Here is a 1,633-nt window from a genome sequence, read left to right as displayed (position 1 = left end):
CAACTCCTAAATTACCTTTTATTACCGATGCTCCTTCGAACTTATCTGTAATAGACCAGTTCGCATGACTGATATTATTATCTTTCATGAATTTCATCCATGCTAATGTTTCACTTTCGCTTACAGCTCCATCTCCACTAGCTTCAACTGTCCCCCACTCAGTTACAAATAAAGCAATTCCTTTATCTAAAGCTTTCTGTGCTGCTCCTCGTAAAGCTACGTGTTCTGGCTGATTTGCATAAAAATGTAATGTATAAGCTATATTAAGTTCATCAGATGCTCCAAAACCTAAATCCGCTTTAGTTATTGGATTATCCGCTGCTGCTTCAACCCCTTGTGAAAAGCCAGGAGTACCAACAATAATTAAGTTATCGGGGTCAATGGCTCTAATTGCCTTAATTACATCAATAGCATAAGGTCTTATTATAGTGTTCCAAGTAGTATCAAATTCACTAAATGCAGCGGCATCACTATTATTTGCTCTGTTTGGAGCTGTTCCTATTGGCTCATTAAAAATCTCATAAATAATATGATCATTAGTACCATAAGTTGTCGCTATTTCAGTAAAAAATTCAATAGCCTGATCTTTATAAAAATGTGCAAAATGTGAATGAAAATCAACTAACACATAAATATCATTTTCAATGGCCGCATCAATAATAGTTTTGACTTTTGCTAACTCTCCCGCTGGGTTATTAAAATATCCTTGTCCACTAGGGTTTACTACTCTAGCGTTTGGAAATCTAGCACTTGTCGGAGGTACCCCTCCATCTCCATCAGCTTCTTCAACTGCCATAGCTGCTCTAACAACACCCGCTTTCCAATTTTGAGCTAAATGATCAACAACATCTTTACGGTAAAACTTTCCTCCTACTGTTTGAAATCCACTCCAAAATATACTGTTTCCTGCAACACTAAAAGGTGTTCCACTTTCATTTTCGATTTGATTTCCATTTACTTTCATTAAACCATTCGCGTCCACTACACCTTTACCTGCCACAACTGGTTTTGTCGGTGTTGTAGGTGTAGTTGGTTCAGTTGGAGTTGTAGGCTCTGTAGGTGTAGTTGGCGTCGTAGTACCATCTAGAGCCAAATAAAATGACTCAATATTCAATGTACCTGTACCCGTAGTTCCTCCAAATGCAATAGCTATATCTTGTAAATCTCCTCCAAATTCTATCCCTGGAATACTTACAATTTGATACTTATCTAAGCCACCTGTATTTGGAACAACTTTAGTAGCTAATGTAGTTGTACCAGCATCCCTTTGTAACACAAATAAATGACCTGCTGACTCTGAAGACACAACTATTTGAACCGTATATTTCCCTGGTGTTTTTATAAATCCATTAGCATGTATAACAATTGATTCTCCTACTTTAAATCCTGTCATTATTCCTTCACCATCAAAAGTACCTTGCCTTAAACCCTCTGATGTGAAGTCTATTCTTGATTTTGTTGAAGCATCCAACTGAGTTGGCTTTTCTACTTCAAATTTTGTACCTACTCCATTTGGCACTAAAGCACTATCCACATCTTCAGTTTCAATTTCTTCTTCAGCTTCACAAGTTCCAAATGCATTTGAATTCCAATTCTCAACTATACATTTTACAAAATTCCCAGAAATTGTTAG

1 protein-coding gene is annotated in these 1,633 nt (G+C 36.8%); it reads right to left on the bottom strand.

Going from position 1 to position 1,633, the window contains the following annotated elements; genetic code table 11:
* On the bottom strand, positions 1-1,633 hold a 1,633-nt coding region (locus tag KQA_RS20445; RefSeq protein WP_010177913.1), incomplete at both ends, for a cellulase family glycosylhydrolase.

Source organism: Aquimarina agarilytica ZC1 (genome assembly GCF_000255455.1).
Taxonomy (GTDB): domain Bacteria; phylum Bacteroidota; class Bacteroidia; order Flavobacteriales; family Flavobacteriaceae; genus Aquimarina; species Aquimarina agarilytica.
This window is presented reverse-complemented; position numbering and strand designations above follow the sequence as displayed.